The sequence below is a fragment of the Dorea sp. MB18-49 genome, assembly GCF_023669465.1.
In the GTDB taxonomy this organism is placed as follows: Bacteria; Bacillota; Clostridia; order Lachnospirales; family Lachnospiraceae; genus Dorea_A; species Dorea_A longicatena.
The window spans coordinates 1-20,141 of record NZ_JAMOYX010000017.1 but is presented as its reverse complement, the minus strand read 5'-3'; the positions used below and the strand labels follow the sequence as shown (position 1 = coordinate 20,141).

Below are 20,141 nucleotides of genomic sequence, written 5' to 3'. Positions count from 1 at the left end.
TAATTTTTCCTTTGCTGCATGGAAAAATGATGGTATACTTATGATATTGTAGGAAAATAGGAGGCAATCAGATGAAATTAACCCAGTTACTGGAACGTTTAGAATATGAAGTAGTACAGGGAGACGACCAGATTGAAGTCACAGAACTGATCAACGATTCCCGTAAAGTGACAGAAGGAAGCGTGTTCGTATGCATCAGCGGAGCGGTTTCCGACGGACATGCTTATGTACAGCAGGTTGCGGAAAAAGGAGCAGCGGCTGTGATCGTAGAAAAAGATGTAGAAGCACCGGAAGGATTGACAGTCATTAAGGTAGAGAATACCCGTTACGCACTGGCATTAACTTCGGCAGCATATTTCGGATATCCGGCAGAGAAGCTGAAAGTCATCGGTATCACAGGAACAAAAGGAAAGACAACGACAACCTATATGGTGAAATCCATTCTGGAAGAAGTCGGCATCAAAGTCGGACTGATCGGTACGATTGAGGCAATCATCGGAGATAAGAGTATCCCGGCAAATAATACAACGCCGGAATCTTATACCATTCAGAAATATTTTTCAGAGATGGTAGAAGAAGGCTGCGAATGTGTAGTTATGGAAGTTTCTTCACAGGGGCTGAAACTGGATCGTACCGCAGGAATTCCATTTGAGATCGGAATCTTTACGAACCTTGGAGAAGATCATATCGGACCGAATGAGCACAAAGATTTCAATGAATATAAATATTGTAAGAGCCTGTTATTCAAGCAGTGTAAGATCGGAATCGGTAATGTAGATGATAAATGGTTCGAAGATATATTCAAAGACGCAACATGCAAAGTGGAAACATTTGGATTTTCTGAAAAAGCAGATATTCGTGCAACGGATGTAAAGCACATCTCAAGACCTGGATACCTTGGAGTACAGTATCATGTAGCAGGACTTATGGACTTTGATGTAGAGATCGACATTCCCGGAGACTTCAGTGTATATAACTCACTGACAGCAATTGCTGTATGCAGACATTTCGGTGTGCCGGTAGAAGATATTAAGAAGGCGCTGAAGGTTGCAAGAGTCAAAGGCCGTATCGAGATGATCAAAGTATCTGATGACTTTACATTGATGATCGACTATGCACACAATGCCATGGCACTCGAAAGTCTTCTGGATACATTAAGAGATTATCATCCGGAAAGAATCGTGACCGTATTCGGTTGCGGCGGTAACAGATCTAAGACCAGACGTTACGAGATGGGTGAAGTATCCGGTAAATTATCCGACTTTACGATCATCACATCTGATAACCCGAGATTTGAAGAACCACAGGCGATCATCGATGACATTGTAGTAGGAATGAAGAAGACAGATGGAAAATACATCACGATCTGTGACAGAAAAGAAGCAATCAAGTATGCGATCGAACACGGCCAGCCTGGAGATGTCATCATTCTGGCAGGAAAGGGACATGAGACATATCAGGAAATCAAGGGTGTGAAACACGATATGGACGAACGTGTTCTGATCAAGGAAGTATTAGAGGAATTAAAGAAATAAATGTACGCTGATATTATCGTTGATATTACGCATGAAAAATTAGATAAAGTCTTTCAATACCGCATCCCCTCTCATCTGGAGGGGATGCTTAAGGTTGGAATGGAAGTTGTAGTTCCGTTCGGCATGGGAAATAAAGAAATCAAAGGCTATGTAACCGGATTCTCCGAACGTGCGGAGTATGCACCGGAGAAGATGAAAGAGGTCTTAAAAATTGCCGAAGAAAGTGTGGCGATTGAAAGTAAACTTGTTGCACTGGCAGCCTGGATGAAGGAATCTTACGGGGGAACGATGATCCAGGCACTGAAGACGGTACTTCCGATCAAGAAGAAAGAAAAAGCAAAGGAAAAGCAGAAGGTACGGCTTCTTTTGCCGGAAGCAGAGGGAAAAGAAAAGCTGGAACTGTATCTGCACAAGAATCAGAAAGCAAGAGCCAGACTTCTGGCGGCACTTCTGGATCAGCCGGAACAGGATTATGATTTTCTGATCCATAAGCTGAATCTGACGAGAAGTGTGGTAAGGGCACTGGAAGAGCAGAAGGTTCTGGCACTGGAATCGGAACAAGTATACCGTAACCCGGTGATTTATCAGCAGAAAGAGCAAAAAGAAATCATTTATACAGAAGAACAGCAGGCGGCAATCCGGACATTTTCGAAGGATTATGAGCAGGGAATCCGTAAGACTTATCTGTTATACGGGGTGACAGGAAGCGGCAAGACAGAAGTATATATGGAAATGATCGATAAAGTCCTAAGTGAGGGCAGACAGGCAATCGTACTGATTCCGGAGATAGCACTGACCTATCAGACCGTGATGCGGTTCTACACAAGATTTGGCGGACGGGTGTCTATCCTGAATTCCAGGATGTCACAGGGAGAGCGTTATGATCAGATGGAACGTGTGAAAAAAGGTGAAGTCGATATCATGATTGGTCCGAGATCGGCTCTGTTCACACCGTTCGAACGACTGGGACTGATCGTCATTGACGAAGAGCATGAACCGACTTATAAGAGTGAACAGGTACCGAGATTTCATGCAAGAGAGACGGCAATCGAAAGAGCACGGATGGAGGGCGCAAGTGTAGTACTTGGTTCGGCAACTCCGTCTCTGGAAGCATTTTATGCGTGTGAGTGTGGCAGATATCAGATGCTGAGGCTTAGGAACCGCACCGGGATGCAGGCACTTCCGGAAGTATATGTGGCAGATATGCGGGAAGAATTAAAGCATGGGAACCGTTCTATCTTAAGTGACCGGTTAAAATTACTGATGCAGGACCGGCTGGAGAAGAAGGAACAGATAATGTTATTCCTGAACCGGAGAGGATACGCAGGCTTTGTTTCTTGCAGAGCCTGTGGATATGTAGTAAAATGTCCTCACTGTGATGTATCACTGTCGGTACACCGGGGCGGAAAAATGGTCTGTCATTACTGTGGGTATGAGACACAGACTGTTAAGAATTGTCCGGTGTGCGGGTCTCCGTATATCGGAGGTTTCCGGGCGGGAACACAGCAGATTGAAGATCTGGTGAAGCGGGAATTCCCACAGGCAAGGGTTCTTCGGATGGACATGGATACCACGAAGAACAAAGGCGGACATGAGAAAATCCTGGCGAAATTCGCAGACGAAGAAGCAGATATCATGATCGGGACACAGATGATCGTAAAAGGACATGATTTTCCAAATGTGACGCTGGTCGGTGTTCTGGCGGCAGATATGTCGCTGTATTCGGATGATTACCGTTCCGGAGAACGTACATTCCAACTCCTGACACAGGCGGCGGGCCGTGCGGGACGAGGCAGACGTCCGGGGGAGGTAATAATACAGACTTACAGTCCGGATCATTACAGTATCCGGATGGCAGCGAGACAGGATTACGAAGGCTTCTATGAAAAAGAGATGAATTACCGGGATCTGATGGGATATCCGCCGGCATCACAGCTGATGGCAGTCCTGATGACCGGATCTGATGAAAATAAGCTTACAACGGCAGCAGAATATCTGAAGAAATATGTAATCAGGGTAAGCGCAGACGGAGAAGTGCAGGTAATCGGACCGGCAAGTCCGTCGGTTGGAAAAGTCAATGACGTTTACCGGAAAGTCATATATCTGAAAAGTGAGGAATATCAGGTGCTTGTGCGGATCAAGAACCATATGGAACGCTATATCGAGATCAACAGAGGATTTGCGAACATGAGGATACAGTTTGACTTTAATCCGATGAATATTTTTTAAAAGATAAAGGAGACAAAAGAGATGGCACTTAGAACAATCAGAGAATTTGGGGATGAAGTTCTGAATAAAGAATGTAAAGAAGTAACGAAGATGACGCTTCGCACAAAAGTACTGATCAACGACATGTTAGATACCATGTATGAAGCAATGGGCGTAGGGCTTGCGGCACCACAGGTTGGGATCCTGAAGCGTATCGTAGTCATTGATATCGGAGAAGGACCGATCGTCCTGATCAATCCGGTGATCCTGGAGACATCCGGAGAACAGACAGGCGAAGAAGGATGCTTAAGCCTTCCTGGAAAAGCAGGAATCGTGACAAGACCGAATTATGCGAAAGTAAAAGCATTGAATGAAGATATGGAAGAAGTGATCCTGGAAGGAGAAGGTCTCCTTGCAAGAGCATTCTGTCATGAGATCGACCATCTGGATGGTAAGTTATATACCAGACTGGTAGAGGGTGAAGTACATGACGTGAACTATGAGGAGGAAGAATAGCATGAAAGTAATATTCATGGGAACACCGGACTTTTCGGTCGGAACACTGGAAGCACTGATCGAAGCCGGACATGAAGTCGTACTTGCAGTCACACAGCCGGATAAGCCGAAGGGACGTGGCGGCAAGATGCAGTATACACCGGTCAAAGAAGCAGCACTGGCACATGGAATCCCGGTCTTTCAGCCGGTGAAGATCAGAGAAGCGCAGGCCGTAGAAGAACTTCGCAAATATAATGCAGATATCATGGTCGTTATCGCATTCGGACAGATCCTTCCAAAAGAAATTCTTGAGATGACACCATACGGATGCATCAATGTACATGCGTCCTTATTGCCAAGTTACCGTGGTGCGGCTCCGATCCAGTGGGCAGTTATCAACGGGGATAAAGTGTCCGGTGTAACGACGATGCAGATGAATGAAGGCCTGGATACGGGAGATATGATCATGAAGACAGAAGTGCCACTGGCAGAAGATGAGACCGGCGGAAGCCTTCATGACAAGCTTGCTAAAGCAGGTGCAAAGCTCTGTGTTGAGACATTAAAGGCACTGGAAGATAAGACCGCAACGTGGGAAACACAGGGAGAAAGCCCGACAGCATATGCGAAAATGCTGGACAAAAAGCTTGGAGATATCGATTGGAGCAAGTCTGCGAAGGCAATCGAATGTCTGATCCGGGGTCTGAATCCATGGCCGAGTGCTTACACAGACTGGAATGGTAAAGTCATGAAAATCTGGGAAGCAAAAGTTCTGGATGAGAATACCGATGCAACCCCGGGAACAATCGTGAAAGTGGAAAAAGACGGATTTTCTGTACAGACAGGAGACGGACTTCTGAAAGTACTGGTACTTCAGATCCCGGGAAAGAAGAGAATGGAAGCGGACGCTTTCTTACGAGGTTATCAGATCGAAACAGGATGTGAACTTTCTTCACAAATGATTAAGAATTGTTAAAAATGTATGAAAACCTGCTATTTGGGGAAATTTTCATATATAATGCAGGTCATAGAGAGCAAGGAGGCTGATAATTATGTATTATCCAATGTATTTTGATCCAACGTATATATTAGTGCTGATTGGTGTCGTGATCTGCCTGATCGCATCTGCGAAGATGAATTCCACATTCAGCAGATATTCCAGAGTAAGGAATCATTCCGGTATGACAGGAAGAGATGCTGCAGAGCAGATCCTTCACAGGGAAGGACTGTATGATGTGCGGATCGAGCATATTTCCGGCAATCTCACTGACCATTATGATCCAAGAACAAAGACGCTGAGACTTTCGGATGCAACGTATAATTCTACATCAGTAGCAGCACTTGGCGTAGCAGCGCATGAATGCGGGCATGCAGTACAGCATGCGATGGGATATGTGCCGCTGAAGTTGAGAAGCAGCCTGGTGCCGGTGGCGAATTTCGGAAGTTCGATCGCGTGGCCGTTAATTATCCTTGGATTTTTCTTCAACAGCAGTACGACCTCTTCACTGTTCATCAATCTTGGAATCCTTGCATTTTCACTTGCAGTGTTATTCCAGATTGTGACATTACCGGTGGAATTTGATGCGTCGCACAGAGCATTAAAGATCCTTGGTAATACAGGCATGTTGTATGAGGATGAAGTCAGAGATACCAGAAAGGTGCTGACAGCGGCAGCGCTTACTTATGTAGCCGGAGCAGCATCTGCAATTCTGCAGCTTCTGCGTATACTGCTTCTGACTGGAAATCGAAGAAACGATTAATTAACGAAAGGGAAGGGGATATAAACCGCTTCCCTGATTGTATATCTATGGGAAGAGGAGGGGACGTATGCAGGCGTCTGTAAATGAAAGAGAATTAGTGCTGGACATGCTGCTTCAGATCACGAGAGACGGTGAGTACAGCCATATTGTTATAAAGAATGTTCTGGATAAATATCAGTATCTGGACAAACGAGAACGTGCATTTATCACAAGAGTGGTAAATGGAACCCTGGAACGCATGATTGAGATCGACTATATCATTAATCTGTTTTCAAAGGTAAAAGTAAATAAGATGAAACCGTTGATACGAACGATCTTAAGAAGCTCGGTGTATCAGATGAAATATATGGACAGCGTACCGGATTCGGCAATCTGTAATGAAGCGGTGAAGCTTGCAGGCAAAAGAGGATTCGTGAATCTGAAAGGATTCGTCAACGGAGTGCTCCGCAATATCAGCAGGAATCTTGACAAGATTAACTATCCGGATGAGAAGGATAAGGTGTCTTACCTTTCCGTGAAGTATTCGCTGCCGGAATGGCTGGTCAAACAATGGCTGAACGTATACGACGAAGAGACAGTAAAGACAATCGGAAGTGCATTTCTGGAAGAAAAGCCATTAACAGTCCGGTTTAATGAACATAAGATCAAAAAAGAAGATCTGGTCGGAATCCTGAAAAAAGAAGGTGTAACGGTTGGTGAAGTGCCGGAGATTCCGTGTGCATTATATCTGTCAGGATATGATCACCTGTCCGTACTTCCAAGCTTCTGCGAAGGACTTTATCAGGTGCAGGATTTAAGCTCTATGCAGGTAGCATTATGGTCAGAAGTGAAAGAAGGAGACCAGGTACTGGATGTGTGTGCCGCACCGGGTGGAAAATCCATACATATCGCAGAACTTCTGAACGGAACCGGCCATGTGGAAGCAAGAGATTTGACTGAATATAAAGTCGATCTGCTCCGGGACAACATCGAAAGAAGCGGCCTTACTAATATTGAGGCAGTATGCCAGGATGCAACTGTGTATGATCCGGATAAGAAAAAGAGTGCAGATATTGTAATCGCAGATCTTCCGTGTTCCGGACTTGGTGTACTTGGAAAGAAACCGGATCTGCGTTATAAGATGAATGAAAAGACGGAAGCTGACTTGGTGGAATTACAGAGGAAGATCCTGTCGGTGGTAAAGGATTATGTAAAACCGGACGGGAAGCTTCTGTATAGTACCTGTACCATACACAGAGAAGAGAATGAGGGGAATGTAGAATGGTTCCTGAAAGAATATCCGGAATTTGAACTGGTGAAAGACAAACAGATGATTCCGGGTAAAGATGCAGGAGATGGATTCTACATAGCAATAATAAAAAGGGTGAACCATGAGTAAGAAAGATATATGTTCCTATAATTATGATGAATTAAAAGAAGAGATGCTTGTAATCGGAGAGAAGGCATTCCGGAGCAAACAGATCTATGAATGGCTTCATGTAAAGCTGGCAGATGATTTTGATGAAATGACGAATCTGTCAAAAGCCTTACGTGAGAAACTGAAAAAAAATTATGAGATCCGCAAAGTGAAGATGATCGATCATCAGATATCAAAAGAAGATCCGACGGAGAAGTTCTTATTCGAACTGGAAGACGGTAATATGGTAGAAAGTGTTCTGATGAAATATAATTACGGCAATTCCGTATGTATCTCTTCACAGGCGGGCTGCCGTATGGGGTGCAGATTCTGTGCTTCAACGATCGGTGGACTGGTAAGAAGCCTGGAGCCGTCTGAGATGTTAAGGCAGATCTATCACATCCAGAAGATTACCGGAGAACGTGTTTCGAATGTTGTTGTGATGGGAACCGGAGAACCGCTCGATAATTATGATAATTTTGTAAAGTTTATCCATATGTTGAGTGATGAGCACGGACTGAATATCAGTCAGAGAAATATTACGGCGTCTACCTGTGGAATCGTTCCGAATATGAGACGGCTTGCGGAGGAAGGACTTCAGATCACACTGGCACTTTCACTTCACGGTTCCAGTCAGGAAAAACGTAAGAAACTGATGCCGGTAGCGAATAAATACGATCTGTCGGAAGTACTGGATGCCTGCGATTATTATTTTGACAAGACAGGAAGAAGGATTACTTTCGAGTACAGTCTGGTAGCCGGAGTGAATGACCAGCCGGACGATATCCGGGAACTTACGACGATTTTAAAAGGGCGAAATTGTCATCTTAATCTGATTCCGGTGAACCCGATCAAGGAAAGAGATTTTAAAAAGCCGGACCGCAAAAATGCCCTGGAATTTAAAAATAAACTTGAAAAAAACGGAATTAATGTTACTATAAGAAGGGAAAGAGGCTCTGATATTGACGGAGCCTGTGGACAGCTGCGTCGCAGACACGCAGCCAAAAGCGAGGGAGAGACAGATGAAAATTTATGCAATGACTGATGTAGGAAGAAGACGTGAGGTCAATCAGGACTATGTATATGTGACAGACAGACCGATTGGACCATTTCCAAATCTCCTTACGGTCGCCGACGGAATGGGCGGACATAAGGCGGGAGATTTCGCGTCCAGTTATACGGTAAATGTATTAAAAGATGAACTGAAGAAGACACCGATGGATAAACCCGAGGAGATCCTAAGGAGCGTAGTCAGTATTGCAAATCATAAATTAATCGAGGCAGCTTCAAGAGATATAAAACTGGAAGGTATGGGAACGACACTGGTAGCGGCAACTGTTGTTGGCAATACATTGTACTTTGCCAATGTGGGAGACAGCAGACTTTACCTGATCAACGATAAGATCCGTCAGCTTTCCAAAGATCACTCGCTGGTAGAAGAGATGGTAAGACTTGGTGGAATCAAAGCAGAAGAAGCAAGAAACCATCCGGATAAGAACATCATTACACGGGCAATTGGTGTAAAAGAAGATGTGGAACCGGACATTTATGAATATCGTCTGAAAAAGGGTGATATGATATTGATGTGTACAGATGGCCTCAGTAATATGGTAGAGGATGAAGACATGTTCAATATTGTCAAAGGTTCCAGAGACGTAGTGGAAGCTGTTCAGATGTTGATAGAAAAAGCAAATAGCAATGGCGGGAGAGATAATATAGGGGTTATCGTAGCAGAGCCACTTGCTGATGAGGTGAGTGTATGGTAAAAGATGGAATCGTACTAGGCAAGAGATATGCTGTACTTAGTAAGATCGGTGCCGGCGGAATGGCAGATGTCTATAAAGGCCGGGATCAGATGCTGAACCGATATGTAGCGATTAAGGTATTAAAGAAACAGTATAAAGAGGATGAAAATTTCGTGAGAAAATTTCGTTCGGAGGCACAGGCAGCAGCCGGACTGATACATCCGAATATTGTAAATGTATATGATGTAGGGGAGGACCGTGGCCTTAACTATATGGTTATGGAACTCGTAGAAGGAATTACATTAAAAGAATATATAGAGAGAAAGGGAAGACTTTCTCATAAAGAGACGATCAGTATTGCGATTCAGATGTGCAGCGGTATCGGCGCAGCACATGCATCGGGAATTATCCATCGCGATATCAAACCACAGAATATTATTATTTCCAAGGACGGAAAGGTAAAAGTTACGGATTTTGGAATTGCGAAGGCCATAACGTCCAATACGGTAAGTACGAATGCGATGGGATCGGTTCATTATACGTCGCCGGAGCAGGCAAGAGGCGGATTCAGTGATCAGAGAAGTGATATTTATTCAATTGGTATAACTTTATTCGAAATGGTAACCGGTCAGGTTCCATTTGACGGGGAGACAACGGTAGAAGTTGCAATGAAGCATCTGCAGCAGGAGATTACACCGCCGTCAGAACTCGTACCGGATATTCCGTACAGTCTGGAGCAGATCATTCTGAAATGTACGCAGAAAAGTTCAGAGAGAAGATATGAAAGTACAGGGGCTCTGATTCAAGATCTGAAGCATTCACTGGTCGATCCGGATGGGGATTTTGTAGTGATCCCTCCAATCGGTGGTATGACAGATACCGTTATCATGACAGACAAAGATCTGGATGATATCCGGCATGGAAATGATGATGAAGAGTATGATACAGAAGAGTATGATACAGATGAGTATGATACAGATACCATGTATGGAAATGATGACAACGACGAAGATTATGAGAATTATGAAAGTGGCAGAGGGGCAGATGAAGTCAATCCGCATATGCATAAGATCATGAAGATACTTACAATCGTAGTTGTGGCGATCATCGTGCTGATCCTTGTATTTACTGTTGGTAAGGCGGCAGGCGTATTTAAATCATTTGGTGGAATTACAACTCAGGACGAGGAAGATAAATCAGGCAAGGTCACAGTACCGGATGTCCGTGGTATGTCTGAAGAGAATGCAAAGGCACTGCTGAATAAAAAAGGACTCGGAATTCAGGTTGTGACAAGAAAAGAGTCTAAGAAGTATAAGGCAGGAAAGATCTCAAAACAGACACCGGAAGCCGGAGAAAAGGTATCAAAACATACCAAGATTGAAGTAGTTGTAAGTTCAGGACTAGTTGGAAGCAAAAAGGCAATACCGTATGTCAGTGGTATGAGTGAGACAGAGGCACAGAATGAACTTGAGGAGGCAGGATTTAAAGTAACTTCAAGTTTCCAGTATGATGACAGTGTTGAAAGTGGAAAAGTAATCAGTACAACACCGGAAGCAGGTACAAAAGCTGAGAAAGGTTCGACGGTTACGATGCTGGTAAGTCAGGGAAGCAATAAGAAGACAGTGCCGGATGTAAGAGGTATGGCAGATGCAACTGCACAGAGTACAATCAAGAGTTACGGATTTAATGTAGGAACTGTAACTTATGATTACAGCGACAGTGTAGAAAAAGGAATGGTCATCAGTCAGACAGTAGAACCTGGAACAAAGGCTTCTGCAGGAACGAGTATTTCTATTACCGTAAGTAACGGACCGAAACCGGAGGAAAAGATAGAAGTACAGAGTTTTGTCGGTCAACAGGAATCAGCACTGAAGAGCTGGGCATCGTCAAAAGGACTTTATACCAATATATCTGATTCACAATACAGTGACAGTTATGCAAAAGGATGTATTATTTCCATGACTCCTTCTTCAGGAACAGTTTCCAAAGGAGGAACAATCAGTTATGTGATCAGTCTTGGATCAAAATCACAAGATAGTAATAACACTGGAAATAATGGTGACAATTCCGGAAATTCAGGAAATAACGGCCAGAATTCCGGTGATGGAAATAACGGTGGTAATCAGTAAAAAGATATGCAGGGAAAAATTATAAAAGGAATTGCCGGATTCTACTACGTTCATGTAGTAGAATTCGGTGTTTATGAATGTAAAGCAAAAGGGGTATTTCGTAAAGAAAAGATAAAACCTCTGGTCGGAGATAATGTAGAGATAGAGGTTCTGGATGAATCCGAGAAGAAAGGCAATATCGTAAAAATCTTGCCTCGTCAGAATGAATTGATACGTCCGGCAGTGGCTAACATCGATCAGGCATTGGTGGTTTTTGCAATCACAAAACCGAATCCGCATTTTAATCTATTGGACAGATTTCTGGTCATGATGGAAAGCAAAGAAATTCCGGTGGTTTTATGCTTTAATAAAGAAGATATTGCAACAGATCCTCAGATAAAAGAACTGGAAGAAATCTACGAAACATGTGGCTATCCAATGGTATTCGTAAGTGCAAAAGAAGAACGGGGAATTGAAAAAATACGTGAATTGCTAAAAGGAAAGACGACGGCAATTGCAGGGCCGTCAGGGGTAGGAAAATCTTCGATCATCAATATTCTGCAGCCGGACGCCGAGATGGAGATCGGTGCGATCAGCACAAAGATTGAGCGTGGCAAACATACGACACGACATTCGGAACTATTCGCGATCGATGAGGATTCTTATATCATGGATACACCCGGATTTAGCTCATTGTACGTCAATGATTATGAAAAAGAAGAATTGAAATATTTATTCCCGGAATTCCGGGAATATGAAGGAATGTGTCGGTTTAATGGATGTGATCATGTGCATGAGCCGGGATGCGCAGTAAAAGAAGCTTTGGAAGAAGGAAAGATTCATAAGATCCGTTATCAGAATTATATAGAAATGTATGAGGAATTGAAGAATAAGAGGAGGTACTGATGATAAACTATGTATTAGCACCGTCAATACTGGCGGCGGATTTCAAAGTTTTGGGTCAGGAAATGAAAAAGACTGAGGATAATGGAGCGGAATATATTCATTTTGATGTCATGGATGGAATGTTTGTACCAAGCATTTCATTCGGTATGCCGGTTATGGCATCGATTCATGATGCTACAGAGCAATTCATGGATGCACATCTGATGGTTCAGGAGCCAATCCGTTATGTGGAAGCATTTCAGAAAGCAGGGGCTGATTCTGTAACTGTACATGTAGAAGCCTGTGAGGATGTAAAAGCTACGCTGAATAAGATCCGCGAATGCGGAATGAAAGTAGGACTTTCTATTAATCCGGAGACGGATGTGAAGGAAGTTGTACCGTATCTTGAAGAAGTGGATATGATTCTGGTGATGTGTGTTCATCCTGGATTCGGAGGACAGAAATTCATTCCAGAGTCATTGGACAAGATTCGTGCGATTCGTGCGATGTTAAATGAAAAAAATCTGGAGACGGATATTCAGGCAGATGGCGGCGTCTATGTAGAGAATGTAAGAGAAGTACTGGATGCAGGAGCGAATGTGATTGTTGCCGGCTCCGCTGTATTCAGAGGGGATGCCGGAGAAAATACTGCAAAATTTATGGAGATACTAAAGAGTTATGAGTAAGAGGATTATCATCATCAGTGGTGGGGAACTGAATGAAGAATTTGTATTATCGATTCTTGAAAAAGAAGAGAATCAGTATGTCATCGGTGTGGACAGAGGTATGGAGTTCCTTTGCAGACATCAGATACTGCCGAATTATATTGTTGGCGATTTCGACAGTGTAAAAAAAGAAATCGGTGATTATTACCGCAATGAGACGAATGTTCCTATTCGTGAATTTAATCCGGTAAAGGATGCATCGGATACAGAGATTGCAATAAGACTTGCGATGACACTAGGGGCTAAGGAAATCCTGATCCTTGGAGCGACCGGAGGGCGAATTGATCATCTCTGGGCTAATGTACAGAGCCTTGCAATTCCATTTAAAGCAGGGATTGATGCCGTTATTATGGATACGCAGAATAAGATCCGTCTGATCGGAGGCGGGGAGACACATCTGAAGAAAGGTGAAACATATGGGCCGTATTTTTCAGTGTTCCCGTTGGGGGAAGAGGTATATGGATTTAGTATTAAGGGGGCAAAGTATCCGCTTGATAATCATACCCTGATTCCTTATGACAGTCTGTGTGTAAGCAATCAGTTTCAGGAAGATGAAGTTACGATCAGCTTCATGAAAGGGATTGTAATCCTGATGGAGACAAAAGACAGATAAAATTTTCATAATAGAATTTAAAGCAAAATTATTCACAAAAAAGTCCTAGCATGGTATAATACAAAATACTGTGTTAAGACTTTTTTATTGTGATATAAGAGTGCCGGAATGAGAATGATTACCGGCAAGACTATCAGACCTAGAGTGCCAAAAAGAGAAAACAGATAGATTCACAGGAGGAAATAGAAAAATGAAATTAGGAATCGTTATTACGAGACCGATTTCATAAATGTCCATATAAGTTGTTAAATGCCTTTAAATGCTGATAGCTAGAGCATTTAACGGATTTCCGACTTGGATAAAACTCTATATAAATTCATGTAAGTTTTTGAAAAATGGCCCACTTTGTGGCCCATTAACTTTTGATTGAAGTCCTAATATGGTAAGGAGAAGTGCTTGTATGAGCGCTTCTTTTTTGCAAGTATTATAATAAAAATAACTGGTGATTAGGTTCCAATATGAATATGTAACTGGAATTTTAAAGGCATAGTATGTTGTACCATCTAATAAATTTTGCTTTCATTTTTGCTCATGACCATGAGACTTTTTTCACTCAAACTGCATGCTGATGATATATTTCTAGTATCGAACAGAACGTTGTTGTATTATGATTTGCTTTTAATTGTCACGGCAGTGTTTAATGGATGCTGTGAAAGCCTAGGCTTTAAAGGATTTTTTGATGATTGACGAATAATTTACACCTTATTTATACCTTTGGAAGACCGGATCGGAATAATAGAGAAATAAAGAAATAGATAAATATAACAGGAAGCAATTTTGTCATATTGGAAATAATTAAAATTTGCTGAACCGTGTTGATTTTATTGATTGAGTATAATAAAAGTAAGAACAGAAACTTCCATGTTTGAAGCGGTTACCAGAATTGACAAAGAAATGCAAGTTAGCCAATCCGGTAGTCCAGCATATTTTTTCATTGTCACCCGACGTTTATACAAAACATATACTTATTCCGCTTGATGCGTCATTCTTGTTCTGAAAACAGGAACAGAATCCTTACAGCGACTGTAAGTGTTATTTATTGTGCTTCTGTGCTATCATTTACCCAGAAATGGATAGGAGGCATTCACATGAAACCAATTTTGAATATTGAAAATCTTACCAAAGTCTATGGGACGTTGCCAAACCAGACGAGAGCACTGAACGGAATCACTTTTCAGGTCATGCCGGGAGAGTTTCTCGGTATTATGGGAAGCAGTGGTTCCGGCAAATCCACGCTTCTCAACTGTATTGCAACTGTGATTCAGCCTACAGGTGGAAGCATTCAGGTGGAGGGAGATACTCTGCAATCCCTCAAGGAAAAGGCTCTTGCCGAGTACCGTGGCAAAAAAGTTGGTTATCTATTCCAGAACTTTGAATTGCTGGACAACCTGACTGGCAGGGAAAATATCCTGCTCCCGACTTCCTTGCATGGGGTAGCCGAAACAGAAAGCAGCCAGCGGCTGAAGCAGTTGGCTGACTATCTGGAAATTTCTGATGTTCTGGATAAGTTTCCGTCCAAGATGTCCGGTGGCCAGCGTCAGCGTGTTGCGGCAGCAAGGGCTCTGATCTTACATCCCCAAATGATCCTTGCCGATGAACCGACGGGTGCGCTGGATTCTAAGAACGCAAGAAGTCTTATGGAGAAGCTGTCCGGCCTGAATCGTGACGAACAAGCTACGATCCTGATGGTAACCCATGATTCCAATGCCGCCAGTTTCTGTAAGCGCATCCTGTTCATCCAGGATGGCGTGATCTTTCATGAGCTTCGGCGTGGAGACGAAAGCCAGCAGGAGTTCTACGGGCGCATCCTGAAGGTGATGGCGCAACTGGGAGGGGGCAGCGCAAATGTTCTCTAATCTCATTCTTCGGAACAGTCGCCGCAGCCGAAAGGAAAACGGTCTGTTTTTCAGCTCCCTGGTGATTTCTATTGTTGCATTTTACATGATTCTTTCCATCTCCACTCAAGATGTGATGCTCTTTTTGCAGAAAATGGAGAGTGACGCAGTTGACAAACTCCTGCTTCTGATTCCTGCGTTTTATGGGATGACCCTCGGTATTCTGTTCTTTTTGATCTATTTTGCCTGCAAGTATCAGTTCGAGCGCAGACGGCATGAGTTTGGTGTTTATCTAATGTTGGGGATGCGTAGAAGTAAACTGTTTGGTATGCTTCTGGCGGAAGATTTCCTGACCAGTATTCTTGCCATGCTCATAGGATTACCTGTGGCTGTGGTGCTTTCAGAAATTGTCAGTCTTGTCACCGCCAAACTGGTAGGCATGGGGATCATCGGTCATCAGTTTTCTTTATCCTGGTCTGCGATTGAATGGACGCTGGCAGGATTTCTGGCAATTAAGCTGACGGCACTTCTGATTTTGAGTGGACGAATCAGCCGCCAAGAGATCGGTACTTTGCTATCCCAGCCAACGAACCACCCCAAAAAGCAAATGCCATCTGTTATCTATGGACTGGCTGCTATATGCGGAAGTGTGATGTTGGCAGTGGCTTACTACATGGCGATTCAGAGAATTGCATGGACAAAGGTAAGTATGATGGGACTGACTTTGCTGTTGGGCATAGTTGGTACGATGCTGCTTTTCTATGGGATGCGTGCGCTGATTGCTTTGATTGTTAAGAAAGGAAAAGGAAATAAGCAGCTGCATGTATTTACCTTCCGGCAGATTCAGGAGAATGTCATTCATCAGTCAAACTCCATTGCCATCAGCTCCCTGCTGATTCTGGCAGCGCTGTGTTGTTTTGGTGCGGGCGTAGGAATTGCAGGAACGAATAGCCTGTCTTCTGACCATGTAATCGACTATACTTTTGAAGATCATACTGCAGAAGATTCATCGCAGGTTCTTCCGAATATAAAGGCAGCCCTGAAAGAAAACGGTTTGGAAAATCAATTTTCAGAGCTTTTTGAAATGAGGGTTGGGAGTATTCACACCACAGAAGATTATGATAATGCCTACAGCATGGACGTTGTTATGGACTCTCTTCGAAGCCTGCCCCAGTCGGAAGACCGGGATGTCCTTTTGAACAATCTTGATTATGCCACATACCCATATTTGATTTGTTTATCGGACTATAATCGTTTGTTGGAATTGTCCGGCAATCCGGCTCTCCAATTAGGCGAAAAGGAGGCCGCTGTCTATATTGATACAGAGTTTACTACGGTAAGCCGTACCGCAATGCTGAACCAAGTATTGGCCGGGCATCCCAAGGTGGAACTGGATGGTAGTCCGATTCATCTTACAGGAGAGGTTCAGTCTGTGAATTTGGTCACGGACCGTTCTATAACCTTGTCCTTTGCATTGATTCTTCCGGATGAAGCATTCCTATATTATAGCCAGGGGATGTATGATACCTATGTCAATGCGGTGCTCAGTGAACAGGCTCTGGATGGAAATAGCCTTATGACTGCATATTTGGATTTGAACGAGAAGCTGGACGAAACTGGCATTGAATATGAAAGCTATCTTCAGAATATGGGTCGTCAGCTTTTCTACACCATAGCATCCAGTTATATTACCCTATATCTAGCAATTGTTTTCCTGGTAGTTGCCAACACCATCGTGGGTGTTCAGTTCCTGATGAGTCAGCAGAAAACCGGGCGCAGATACCAGACTCTGATCCGCCTGGGAGCTACTTACGAAACCCTTTGCCAGTCTGCTGGAAAGCAAATTACCTGGTTTATGGGACTTCCTGTATTGGTTGCGGCTGTCAGCAGTCTGTTTGGAGTCAGGGCGTTATTTACAGGGATACTCTCGTCTCGAACCCGTGGGACAGTGTCTGAAATGCTGCTTGTATCTGCTACTATGATTTTGCTGCTTTGCGTGATAGAATATATTTATATGAGAGTGGTCAAGCGCTCCAGTGATCGGTATTTGCTGACACTGATGCAGCCACAGAGAGAAGAATAATTTGGAAGGAGGTGCTGCCGTGAAAAGAATTGCTGTTGTGGAAGATGAAGTCTATATGCGGGAAGAACTCTGCAATATGCTTCAAAAGGACGGGTATCTTGCGGAGGCAATCACCGAGTTGGAAGATGCCGTTCGGCTCCTGGCAGCCCTCCGTCCTGACCTTGTGATCTTAGACCTGAATTTGCCGGAGATCAGTGGCTTTCAAATCTGCCAGGAACTAAAGAATAAAACCGCTATCCCCGTCCTGGTACTGACTTCCAGAGATCAGGTAAAGGATGAACTGCAAGCGTTCCACTTGGGTGCTGATGAATATTTGACGAAGCCGTGCAGAAAAGATCGACTTCTTGCCAGGGTATCCAATATTCTCAAAAGGTATGAAGGCCGTACCAATCTCATAGAGGGACCAGATTTCCTGTTAGACCAGCAGACCTACACGCTTTATATTCATAATACCTCTGTCGTGCTTCCAAAAAATCAGGGAAAACTGTTGGTTGCTCTTTTGTCCGGCGGCGATGCTCTGGTCACGACGGAGCAACTTTGCATAGCACTATGGGGAACCACGGAATATATAGACGAAAATGCCTTGCAGGTTAATCTGACCAGGCTGAAAAAGACGATGTCCGGTCTTGAGATGAAGCAGCGAATCGTTGCGGTTCGTGGGATGGGCTATCGTCTGGAAACGGGGGTGGCTCCATGAAGCGGCTTTGGCGCATGATAGAACGGTACTACCCCTGGCTGCTGTTGCTGTTGGGCGTGGATTGCTTTTGTGCTATCATTCTTTGGATTTCTGACATTCAGGCATTTCAAACCTTGAGTGGGTTAGTAGTTCTGACAAGCCTCCTTTTGTTTTCAGCAATTCTGTTTGTACTAAACAAGCGGGAGACCACCCGCCGAGAGCTGTTCCGGGATTTCCTCAGTGATCCTACCATCTGCAACGAGGAACGGCTGCTCAGTGCCATCAGCCGGGAAGAAGGAGAATCTATCCGGCTTCTGGCATCAGTTTTACAGGAACACAAAACTGAGAGTAACAGTATGGCAGATGCCCTACAGGACTATGAAGAATATGTGGAGGGCTGGGCACATGAAGCGAAAACGCCCCTATCGTTGTTGACCATGCTCCTGGATAATCGGAGCAACGAAATGTCTCCTCCCCTGCAAGCAAAACTGGATTATGTCCGCAGTCAGCTTCAGGAGGATGTCACTCAGATGTTATACTATGCCCGGTTAAAGAGCAGTACAAAGGATTATCAGTTTAAGGATATCAATTTGAATGACTGCTTGGGGGAAGTTCTGGAGGACTATGCCCCACTTCTGGAAGAAAAGCAGTTTGTAATTATCAATAAACTGCAATCTGAAACAGTCTATACAGACCGTAGAGGGCTCCAGTTTATGTTGGGACAGATCGTGAGCAATGCCATAAAATATAGCAGCGATAGTCCCATGCTAACAATCTCTATGATACATTCGGAGATCGCAGATGTCCTTTCGGTTGAGGATAATGGCATCGGTGTAAAAAAATATGATCTGCCGTATATTTTTCAAAAGGGCTTTACCGGGGATTCTACTGACAGCAGAAAGAAAGCTACCGGTATAGGGCTTTACCTGGTTAAGAAGATGGCTGACGATCTAAACCTTCGTCTGGAAGCTGCTTCCCCGTGGGAAAAGGGCTTTAAGATAGTCATCTTCTTTCCAAAATTGAGATCCAACGGAGGAAAATAATATAAGCAAAAAACGGGGCTGTAAAATAAGTCTCTGCTAAAGAAACGCTAGTTCCGACAAATGCTGGTTCTGGCGTTTCTTTACATTAATATATGTTTTTTGAAAATCGTCACTGTTTTATGTAAAAAGGGTACACTTAATAAGCTTGGATAGATTTCTTCTGTACGTCCATATTTTTTATATCTTACATGTTGTTTTCGTTTGAAAAGAAATTTACGTCCAATAGGGCATATAGGATTTCCGTTCTCATCTCTTATATAGTTTACAGCACGATAAGGATTCGTGTGATGTTTTTTATCTGCCGTTTCTTTTTTGTACATGGTAAATATCATTAAATTTTTCCATTAAAGGTACAAAGCATTCCATGCCTTGTCTTCCATAAAATCAATTCTACGTTAAAAACATACCGTCTAGACAGCTATTTTTTAAGCTATCATTTGAAAGACATATATAATATATAGGCTCAAATGGTGAAAGTGCCCATTTGGGCCTATTATTGTATGAATTCATACGTTACAACCAGAGCAAGATCCACCCGTGTATTACAGTATTGTCATTTTGACAATTTTGTATTACTTACGAGTAGCAGACTTGATTGGGATTACGTCCCCATACCCACGTGAAAATATAATTGCTGGCAATTATATTTTAGCAGATACGCAAGCGTTTCTGGATAAGCGTTACAGACAACAAAATAAGGAAATTTTGATAAGGCATTCACCTGGATAGGTGAGTGTTTTTTTGTTTTTAAGTATTCAATTAACCGAAAAAATAAAAAAATTTTCATCAGGGGGCTGTAAAAATGCCTCTCAGCGTTTCGTATTAATGAAAGGGTATTTTTTGCAGGAAAAATAAAAAATTTTCATCAAGAGCCTGTATTTATGCCCTTCATCTTTTGAATATGTGTAAGGACATTTTTTGAGCCGGCATAAAAATGATTTTTACAACAGTTAGAAACAGAAACGAGGCGAGAAAAGAATGAAATATGAATACATGAAGGAGTCAGAGCAGATGCTTCAGTACTTCCAGTTTCCGAA

At 43.2% G+C, this 20,141-nt stretch carries 16 protein-coding genes; all 16 read left to right on the top strand.

Features of this window, described 5'->3' with window-relative positions; genetic code table 11:
• The first annotated feature begins 71 nt into the window (after nt 1-71).
• The 16 genes from NCY30_RS06970 (at nt 72) to NCY30_RS06895 (ending at nt 19,104) form a co-directional block, all read left to right on the top strand.
• Nucleotides 72-1,535: a UDP-N-acetylmuramoyl-L-alanyl-D-glutamate--2,6-diaminopimelate ligase gene (locus tag NCY30_RS06970; RefSeq protein WP_006427769.1), complete on the top strand. Its 1,464-nt coding sequence runs from the start codon at nt 72-74 to the stop codon at nt 1,533-1,535.
• Nucleotides 1,536-3,764, top strand: a complete 2,229-nt coding sequence (gene priA, locus NCY30_RS06965; protein ID WP_250818591.1) for a replication restart helicase PriA — start codon at nt 1,536-1,538, stop codon at nt 3,762-3,764.
• Between the two features lie 21 nt (nt 3,765-3,785).
• Entirely contained in the window at nt 3,786-4,259 is a 474-nt protein-coding gene (def, locus tag NCY30_RS06960) for a peptide deformylase (protein ID WP_006427771.1), read from the top strand.
• A 1-nt stretch (nt 4,260) separates the two neighbouring features.
• The gene (gene fmt / locus NCY30_RS06955) at nt 4,261-5,211 is read left to right on the top strand and encodes a methionyl-tRNA formyltransferase (RefSeq protein WP_022415853.1); all 951 of its coding nucleotides are present in this window, start codon (nt 4,261-4,263) and stop codon (nt 5,209-5,211) included.
• A gap of 76 nt (nt 5,212-5,287) precedes the next feature.
• Entirely contained in the window at nt 5,288-5,995 is a 708-nt protein-coding gene (locus NCY30_RS06950; RefSeq protein WP_250818590.1) for a zinc metallopeptidase, read from the top strand.
• A gap of 67 nt (nt 5,996-6,062) precedes the next feature.
• Entirely contained in the window at nt 6,063-7,373 is a 1,311-nt protein-coding gene (rsmB, locus tag NCY30_RS06945; RefSeq protein ID WP_055213209.1) for a 16S rRNA (cytosine(967)-C(5))-methyltransferase RsmB, read from the top strand.
• Nucleotides 7,366-8,436, top strand: coding sequence for a 23S rRNA (adenine(2503)-C(2))-methyltransferase RlmN (gene rlmN, locus NCY30_RS06940; RefSeq protein ID WP_055213207.1), 1,071 nt, complete (start codon nt 7,366-7,368; stop codon nt 8,434-8,436). Before rsmB ends, rlmN begins: the two co-directional genes overlap by 8 nt.
• Nucleotides 8,414-9,157 (top strand): Stp1/IreP family PP2C-type Ser/Thr phosphatase, encoded by a 744-nt coding sequence (locus NCY30_RS06935; RefSeq protein WP_006427776.1) that lies wholly within the window; start codon nt 8,414-8,416, stop codon nt 9,155-9,157. The genes rlmN and NCY30_RS06935 overlap by 23 nt, the downstream gene beginning before the upstream one ends.
• Nucleotides 9,151-11,265 (top strand): Stk1 family PASTA domain-containing Ser/Thr kinase, encoded by a 2,115-nt coding sequence (pknB, locus tag NCY30_RS06930; protein WP_250818589.1) that lies wholly within the window; start codon nt 9,151-9,153, stop codon nt 11,263-11,265. The genes NCY30_RS06935 and pknB overlap by 7 nt, the downstream gene beginning before the upstream one ends.
• A gap of 6 nt (nt 11,266-11,271) precedes the next feature.
• Nucleotides 11,272-12,150 carry a ribosome small subunit-dependent GTPase A gene (gene rsgA, locus NCY30_RS06925; RefSeq protein WP_250818588.1) on the top strand — a complete coding sequence of 293 codons (879 nt, stop codon included), beginning with the start codon at nt 11,272-11,274 and terminating at the stop codon, nt 12,148-12,150.
• Nucleotides 12,151-12,152: 2 nt separating this feature from the next.
• The gene (gene rpe / locus NCY30_RS06920; protein ID WP_081019631.1) at nt 12,153-12,815 is read left to right on the top strand and encodes a ribulose-phosphate 3-epimerase; all 663 of its coding nucleotides are present in this window, start codon (nt 12,153-12,155) and stop codon (nt 12,813-12,815) included.
• On the top strand, nt 12,808-13,467 hold the full coding sequence (locus NCY30_RS06915) for a thiamine diphosphokinase (RefSeq protein ID WP_055181937.1): 660 nt from the start codon (nt 12,808-12,810) through the stop codon (nt 13,465-13,467). Before rpe ends, NCY30_RS06915 begins: the two co-directional genes overlap by 8 nt.
• A gap of 1,088 nt (nt 13,468-14,555) precedes the next feature.
• Nucleotides 14,556-15,323, top strand: a complete 768-nt coding sequence (locus NCY30_RS06910) for an ABC transporter ATP-binding protein (RefSeq protein WP_062304187.1) — start codon at nt 14,556-14,558, stop codon at nt 15,321-15,323.
• A gap of 115 nt (nt 15,324-15,438) precedes the next feature.
• Nucleotides 15,439-17,385, top strand: a complete 1,947-nt coding sequence (locus NCY30_RS06905) for an ABC transporter permease (protein ID WP_334296709.1) — start codon at nt 15,439-15,441, stop codon at nt 17,383-17,385.
• A 19-nt stretch (nt 17,386-17,404) separates the two neighbouring features.
• Nucleotides 17,405-18,082, top strand: a complete 678-nt coding sequence (locus NCY30_RS06900; protein ID WP_044998951.1) for a response regulator transcription factor — start codon at nt 17,405-17,407, stop codon at nt 18,080-18,082.
• Nucleotides 18,079-19,104 carry a sensor histidine kinase gene (locus NCY30_RS06895; protein ID WP_008372095.1) on the top strand — a complete coding sequence of 342 codons (1,026 nt, stop codon included), beginning with the start codon at nt 18,079-18,081 and terminating at the stop codon, nt 19,102-19,104. Before NCY30_RS06900 ends, NCY30_RS06895 begins: the two co-directional genes overlap by 4 nt.
• The last annotated feature ends 1,037 nt before the right edge of the window (nt 19,105-20,141 follow it).